The 6,189-nt window shown below is 68.6% G+C and carries 9 protein-coding genes and 1 pseudogene; 1 reads left to right on the top strand and 9 read right to left on the bottom strand.

The genetic code is table 11. The features are described 5' to 3' along the window. The 7 genes from ACNPM4_RS08575 to infC form a co-directional block, all read right to left on the bottom strand. Nucleotides 1–548, bottom strand: a 548-nt coding sequence (locus tag ACNPM4_RS08575) for a TAXI family TRAP transporter solute-binding subunit (RefSeq protein ID WP_448985399.1), incomplete at its 3' end; no start/stop codon positions are given. Beyond that, the gene (locus ACNPM4_RS08570; protein WP_029262483.1) at nucleotides 545–1,921 is read right to left on the bottom strand and encodes a sensor histidine kinase; all 1,377 of its coding nucleotides are present in this window, start codon (nucleotides 1,919–1,921) and stop codon (nucleotides 545–547) included. The genes ACNPM4_RS08575 and ACNPM4_RS08570, both read right to left, overlap by 4 nt. Nucleotides 1,922–1,924: 3 nt before the next feature. Then, nucleotides 1,925–2,596, bottom strand: a complete 672-nt coding sequence (locus ACNPM4_RS08565; protein ID WP_105710843.1) for a response regulator transcription factor — start codon at nucleotides 2,594–2,596, stop codon at nucleotides 1,925–1,927. Between the two features lie 35 nt (nucleotides 2,597–2,631). Continuing rightward, nucleotides 2,632–3,444 carry a TrmH family RNA methyltransferase gene (locus ACNPM4_RS08560; RefSeq protein WP_262002626.1) on the bottom strand — a complete coding sequence of 271 codons (813 nt, stop codon included), beginning with the start codon at nucleotides 3,442–3,444 and terminating at the stop codon, nucleotides 2,632–2,634. Between the two features lie 84 nt (nucleotides 3,445–3,528). Further along, nucleotides 3,529–3,915: a 50S ribosomal protein L20 gene (gene rplT, locus ACNPM4_RS08555; RefSeq protein WP_029262486.1), complete on the bottom strand. Its 387-nt coding sequence runs from the start codon at nucleotides 3,913–3,915 to the stop codon at nucleotides 3,529–3,531. Between the two features lie 35 nt (nucleotides 3,916–3,950). After that, nucleotides 3,951–4,145: a 50S ribosomal protein L35 gene (gene rpmI, locus ACNPM4_RS08550; protein ID WP_017828564.1), complete on the bottom strand. Its 195-nt coding sequence runs from the start codon at nucleotides 4,143–4,145 to the stop codon at nucleotides 3,951–3,953. A gap of 71 nt (nucleotides 4,146–4,216) precedes the next feature. After that, nucleotides 4,217–4,867, bottom strand: coding sequence for a translation initiation factor IF-3 (infC, locus tag ACNPM4_RS08545; RefSeq protein ID WP_081860006.1), 651 nt, complete (start codon nucleotides 4,865–4,867; stop codon nucleotides 4,217–4,219). Nucleotides 4,868–5,098: 231 nt separating this feature from the next. Between infC and ACNPM4_RS08540 the strand changes: the two genes are divergently transcribed. Beyond that, a complete protein-coding gene (locus ACNPM4_RS08540) occupies nucleotides 5,099–5,497 on the top strand; it encodes a DUF1844 domain-containing protein (protein WP_029262488.1) in 399 nt (132 codons plus the stop codon). A 1-nt stretch (nucleotide 5,498) separates the two neighbouring features. Here the strand turns inward: ACNPM4_RS08540 and ACNPM4_RS08535 are convergent, their stop codons facing one another. Together ACNPM4_RS08535 and ACNPM4_RS08530 are read right to left on the bottom strand one after the other, a co-directional pair. Beyond that, nucleotides 5,499–5,912: a hypothetical protein gene (locus tag ACNPM4_RS08535; RefSeq protein ID WP_105710845.1), complete on the bottom strand. Its 414-nt coding sequence runs from the start codon at nucleotides 5,910–5,912 to the stop codon at nucleotides 5,499–5,501. Between the two features lie 23 nt (nucleotides 5,913–5,935). Beyond that, a pseudogene (locus tag ACNPM4_RS08530) lies at nucleotides 5,936–6,189 on the bottom strand (SseB family protein); the annotation flags it as partial.

Genomic DNA, 6,189 nt, shown 5'->3' with positions numbered 1-6,189 from the left:
CCCCTCGACTCCCCGAGGTCGAGCTGGGGATCGCGGACGGACCCGACGCCGACGCCGGCGGTGTCCAGGACGCGTGAGGCGATCACGTTCACCCCGGAGTTCTCCGCACCGAGCGACACGGTGCGCCCCTCCAGCTCCGGGAGACTCGATATGTCGGAGTCTCCGCGCACGACGACCTGCACGTACTCGTCGTAGAGACGCGCCAGAGCCCGCACCTGGAGGGGCGCGTCGAAGGCGCCGGTTCCCGCCACGGCATCGGCTGCCGCATCGCCCTGCGCGAAGCCCAGCAGCGCCTCACCGGAGTCCACGCGCAGCAGGTTGTCCACGGACCCGGCCGTCTCCTGCCCGACGATCCTGATGTCCAGGTCTGCAGAGAGCGCCTCGGCGAGATGGCTCCCGTAGTCGTAGTAGACCCCCGTGGGGCCGCCCGCCGCGATCGCGTACTCGGCGTCGGTCCACTCGCTCGCGCGCTGGCTGCATGCGGTGAGCGCCCCGAGCAGCAGGACCGAGAGGATTCCGGCGACCACCCGCCGCCCAACGGCCATCATGGGGTCGTCCTGTCGGGGAGCAGCAGCACGACCTCGAGTCCACCGCCGTCGGCCGCTGCCACCGCCACCTCGCCGCCGACCGTCGCCAGCAGGTCGCTCGCGATCGCGAGTCCGAGTCCGGAGCCCGGCGTGTCCGCGCTCTCGGCGCTCCGCCAGAACCTGTCCGTCGCCGCCGCCGCCTGCTCGGCGGACAGCCCCGGACCATGATCGCGGACCGTGATCCGACAGACGTCTCCCTCGCGATGCGCTCCGATGCCGATCCACGCACCGTCCGGCGAGAACTTCACGGCATTGTCGATCACGGCGTCCAGCGCGCTCTCCACGACCGTCCGGTCGGTCACGCTCATCACCGACGGGTCCCCCGCCGAACGCAGGGCGATCCCCCGCTGCCCGGCGACGTCGCGCCAGGCCTCGAGGCGGCGGGCGGACAGAGTCGCGAGGTCGACGGCGGAGATCGTGGTGTCCACGCGCCCGCCGCGTGCGAGGCCGAGCAGTGTCTCGAGGATCCGCGTCATCCGACGCCCCTCCTCCCGCGTCTCCTCCACGTCGTCGCGCCACTCCCGCCCGAGCCCGGTCGCGAGGTGCTCCACGCGCAGGAGCAGCGCGTTGAGGGGGTTGCGCAACTCGTGGGAGGCGTTCAGCGCGAACTCCTGCTGTCGCGTCATGACGCGCTCGATCTCGTCGGCCATGCCGTTGAACACCTGCGCCATGCGGCGGAGCTCCGGTGGCCCGGCATCCTCGGGGACACGCGCGTCCATCTCGCCCCGCTCGATGGCCACCATCGCCTCGTCCAGCCGCCTCACCGGGGACAGCACCCATCGGGCGAGCCGGAAGACGAGCAGCACGCCCAGCGCGATCAGCACCAGTGCGATGGCGGAGATGATCAGAAGCTGCTGCACGATCGCGGCCCGGGGGGCGTCGACATCTCCGGCGACCAGCACGGCCCCGATCACGTCGCCGTCGTCGAAGACCGGCTCCGCCAGCGCGGCATCCGCCACCGTCCAGGGGAAAACGGCCGCCGGCTGCTCGGCGCGTCGCCCGGACAGCGCCAGCCGCACCCGTTCCGCGTCCTCCTCCGCGAGCACGGTCGAGCCATGCTCCCCCGCCGCCCAGGGGGCACCGCCGAGATCGAAGACCGTCACCTCGATGCCGTACACCTCCTCGAAACGGACGACCTCGGCATCGATCACCGCCGCGCTGCCCGATCGAAGCGCTTGACGCGCGCTGGTGATGAAGTAGCCGAGGTCGCCGAGCTGCTGCGTGTAGAACGACTGTTGCACGCTTCGGGCTGCACTCCATCCGGCCGCACCGCCCAGCGCGACCAGGATCGCCACGAGCGGGACGAGGAAGACGATGACCAGACGTCGACGCACGGCTCAGGACCCCACGAGACGGTAGCCGACGCCGCGCACGGTCTCGATCACACCGCGGGATCGGGTCTTCTTCCTGATCGCCCCGACGTGCACCTCGAGGGAATGCCCGAAGCCCCGCCAGTCCGTGTTCCACACCTCACGGATGAGACGCTCCTTCGGAACCGCCACACCCGGATAGCGTGCGAGCACCGCGATGATGTCGAACTCCTTGCGGGTGAGCTCGATCGGCGCACCGTCGACCAGGACCTGCCGCCCGACGAGGTCGATCTCCAGCGAGCCCCCGAGGAGCAGCACCCGCGCGTCGGAATCCGGGCGCATCGGCCGCGAACGCCGGGTCACGGCCTCGATCCTGGCCAGAAGCTCATGCACGTCGTAGGGCTTCACCACGAAGTCATCGGCGCCGGCACGCAGTCCCTTGATGCGCTCGGCGACCTGGTTGCGCGCGGTCACGATCATGATCGGAACCTCGGAGCGTCCGCGGATGCGGCGGCACAGGTCGACGCCGTCCATGTCGGGGAGTCCCAGATCGAGGAGCACGACCTCGGTGTCAGCGCCGAGGAGAGCCAGCGCCGACGCCCCATCGGAGGCGCGCACGGTCGCGTAGCCCGACCGCGCGAGGAACGCTTCGAGCGCCCCAGCGACACGGTCGTCGTCTTCGACGATCAGAATCCTCATCGACCCTGTGACCCGCTTCCTTCGTCGGCCGGACGTCAGCCGACAGAGGTCGCCCGCTGTGCGAAGGCGCTCTCGTACAGGCAGACGCTCGCAGCGGTCGCCAGATTGAGGGATTCGGCCTTGCCGAAGATCGGCAGCCGCAGCACCTGGTCGGCCAAGGCGAGGGCATCGTCTTCCAGACCCCGCGCCTCGTTTCCGAACAGCCATCCCGTCGGCTCGGCGAGCACTCCGTCCGCGCGGGCTTCCAGCAGATCGGCGCCCTTCACGTCGGCGGCGAGGATGCGCAGACCCGCGGCGTGCGCGCGCTTCACGACGTCGGCGAGGTCTCCCCCGACCGAGACCGGGAGGTGGAACAGCGACCCGGTCGTGGCGCGCACGACCTTCGGGTTGTACGGATCGACGGTCCGGCCGGTCAGCACGACCGCATCCGCGCCCGCCGCATCGGCCGCGCGGATGATCGTGCCCAGGTTCCCGGGGTCGCGCACCTCTTCGCAGATCGCCACGAGACGAGGCGAGGCATCGAAGATGTCACGCACCGAGGTCGGAGTCTGCTGGACGACGGCGACCAATCCCTGCGGAGTGACCGTGTCGGCCATCGCGTTCAATACGTACTCGGTGACGTACTCGACGTCGATGTCGGCGTCGGCGGCCTTGGCACGGATGTCCGGGTGCTTCTCCCACCCGCTCGGCGTCGCGAACAGCTCGACGATCGCCTCCGGGCGATACGTGAGTGCTTCACGCACCGACTGCGGACCTTCCAGAAGGAACAGGCCCGTCTCGGTTCGCGCGCTGCGCTTGGTCAGCTTCGCGACAGCACGGACTCGGGGCGAACGGGGGTTCTCCAGCACGTTCACAGTCTAGGGTCACCGCGGACGCCGGATACGCGAAACGGGCGCCTCCCCGAAGGAAGACGCCCGTAGGAAGCGAGATGCTTACGCAGCCGACTTCGGTGCGTTGACGTCGGAGGGCAGAGCCTTCTTCGCCGTCTCGACCAGCGTCGTGAACGTGGCAGCGTCGTTGACCGCGAGGTCGGCGAGCATGCGACGGTCGACGGTGACACCCGCGAGGCCGAGGCCCTGGATGAAGCGGTTGTACGTGATGCCGTTCTGGCGAGCCGCAGCGTTGATGCGCTGGATCCAGAGGCGACGGAAGTCACCCTTGCGCTTGCGACGGTCACGGTACGAGTAGACCAGCGAGTGGATGACCTGCTCTTTGGCCTTGCGGTAGAGGCGCGAACGCTGACCGCGGTAACCCTTTGCGCGCTCGAGGATGACCCGGCGCTTCTTGTGGGCGTTTACTGCCCGCTTGACTCTTGCCATTTTCCTGTGTTCCTATTCGTGCGTTCGGGCGCGCGTCAGCGGCCGAGAAGCTTCTTCGCGACCTTGGTGTCAGCCTTCGAGAGCACCTGGTCCTGGTTCAGACGACGGGTGCGACGGCTCGACTTGTGCTCGAGGTTGTGGCGCATCCCGGCCTGCTGCTTCTTCAGCTTGCCGCTGCCGGTGATCTTGAAGCGCTTCTTAGCACCCGAGTGGGTCTTCTGCTTCGGCATCTTCTCTTCCTTCGTATGGCGCCTTCTCAGGCGACGGTGTCAACCCGCGGTGCGGGAGTTCTGGGGCGGATCTACTCCGCGGCAGCTTCTGCCGGTGCGTCGGCATCGCTCTTGGCGTCGCGGGATGCCTGCTTGTTCGCCGCGCGCTGCGCGTCGCGAACCGCGTTCTGCTCCTGCTTGGCCTCGGACTTGCTCTTCAGCGGAGCCACGATCATGACCATGTTGCGACCGTCGATGGTCGGGTTCGACTCGACCGTTCCGAGCTCGGCCACGTCTTCGGCGAACTTGCGCAGCAGACGCACACCCTGCTCGGGACGCGACTGCTCACGACCGCGGAACAGGATCATGGCCTTGACCTTGTCGCCGGCCTTGAGGAAGCCCTCGGCGCGCTTCAGCTTGGTCGTGTAGTCATGAGCCTCGATCTTCAGACGGAAGCGGACTTCCTTGAGGATCGTGTTCGCCTGGTTGCGGCGCGCTTCCTTTTCCTTCTGGGCGGCCTCGTACTTGAACTTGCCGTAGTCCATGATCTTGACGACGGGCGGCTTCGAGTTGGGGGCGACCTCGACGAGGTCGAGATCGGCTTCCTGCGCGAGGCGCAGCGCTGCCTCGATGCGGACGACGCCGATCTGCTCACCCGCGGGGCCGACGAGGCGGACCTCGGGGACGCGGATGCGCTCATTGGTACGGGGATCGCTGATGCGGAACTCCTTAGACGATGTGATTCGGCCACCGCGACGCTGTCTGCATCACGGGCGAAATCGGAATCGTCCCCACCCACCGGCATTCAGACGCCGGCTCCGCACCCTGCCTGCCGGGTCCGTCTTGCGAACGGAGCCGGTGGAGTGCAAGACCCGGTAGCCTTGAACGGCAAGCGCGGGTGGGAAGTGAATCCTCTTTCGATCCGGAGCATGACGCTCCGGAGCCCGCCAAAGTCTAACAGAAAGCAAGGCGAAGTGACGAACCAGGCACCGGACGAGGCTGCACGCGAGCGCGAAGAGCGCTGGGCACGTCAGGAGGAGGCTGCGTCGTCGGCCACTCGAGACATCGCCGACGTACCCGCGGTCGAGGTGATCACCACGGCGGCCGTGCACCTCATGAGCGCCGGCGCCGTCAAGCTCGGCCTCGCCGACGACCCCGACGCGGCGGCACAGCTCGACCTCGACGAGGCTCGCAAGCTCATCAACGCCCTCGCCGGGCTCATCACCGCCGGCGCCCCCGAGATCAGCGACATGCACGCACGCTCGCTCCGCGACGGGCTCCGCTCCCTGCAGCTCGCGTTCCGCGAGGCATCGACGATCCCCGACCCCATCGGCAAGGGTCCGGGCGAGAAGTGGACCGGGCCGGTCAACTAGTTCAGGATTCGAGGACGATCGGATCCGCGGTCGAGGGGCCGCCGCACGGCTCATCCGAGTGCGTCCACGAGATCGATTCCTCGGACTCGTGGATGAGCGTGTTCTGGGCGTCGAACAGGCGGATGTCGACGCCGTCGGGCGTCGACATGTCGAACCCGAGCACCCACGTCCCGTCACCCTGAGGCGTCACCATGAACAGGTTGGTCGATGAGGTCGGCTCGGTACCCGGCGCCGGTGAGCACTCCCCCGCGACGCAGAACTGGACCGCCACCACCCCCGCTACGGCGCTGGTCTCGAGTGCGACGGCGTTCGTCCATCCGATCGCGGGGCAAGCCAGCGCGCAGCCCGAGCTGCCGGTAACGGCGCCCCCGAGGAGAGCAACGACGGCGATGGCGCGCAGGAGACCTCGGGACATGCCCCGATCGTAGCGAAGCGCGCTCAGACGCTGCGGCGGAGCTTCACCGTGAGCGAGTCCGCCAGGACGGCGATGCGGTCGTCCGACGCCCAGCGCTGAGCCAGACGCGAGAGCACGGCGTCGAGCACCTCGCGCTCCAGACCGTCGACGAGTTCCAGGACCACGATCAGCTCCGGGCCGCGCAGACGTGCGTCGGGGTCGCCGGACGCCACCGCCACGTCGATCACGGCCAGTTCGTGGGCCACACTCTCCTGGAGCGCGGTGTAGAACTCGGTGG

The organism is Microbacterium umsixpiens (assembly GCF_053543675.1).
The sequence above is the reverse complement of the archived record's forward strand: the minus strand, read 5'-3'. Positions and strand labels throughout refer to the sequence as shown.

Coding starts and splice junctions, on each gene's coding strand:
- ACNPM4_RS08565 (WP_105710843.1), bottom strand. CDS start 2,596: ATGAGGATTCTGATCGTCGAAGACGACGACCGTGTCGCTGGGGCGCTC.
- rplT (WP_029262486.1), bottom strand. CDS start 3,915: ATGGCAAGAGTCAAGCGGGCAGTAAACGCCCACAAGAAGCGCCGGGTC.
- rpmI (WP_017828564.1), bottom strand. CDS start 4,145: ATGCCGAAGCAGAAGACCCACTCGGGTGCTAAGAAGCGCTTCAAGATC.
- ACNPM4_RS08535 (WP_105710845.1), bottom strand. CDS start 5,912: ATGTCCCGAGGTCTCCTGCGCGCCATCGCCGTCGTTGCTCTCCTCGGG.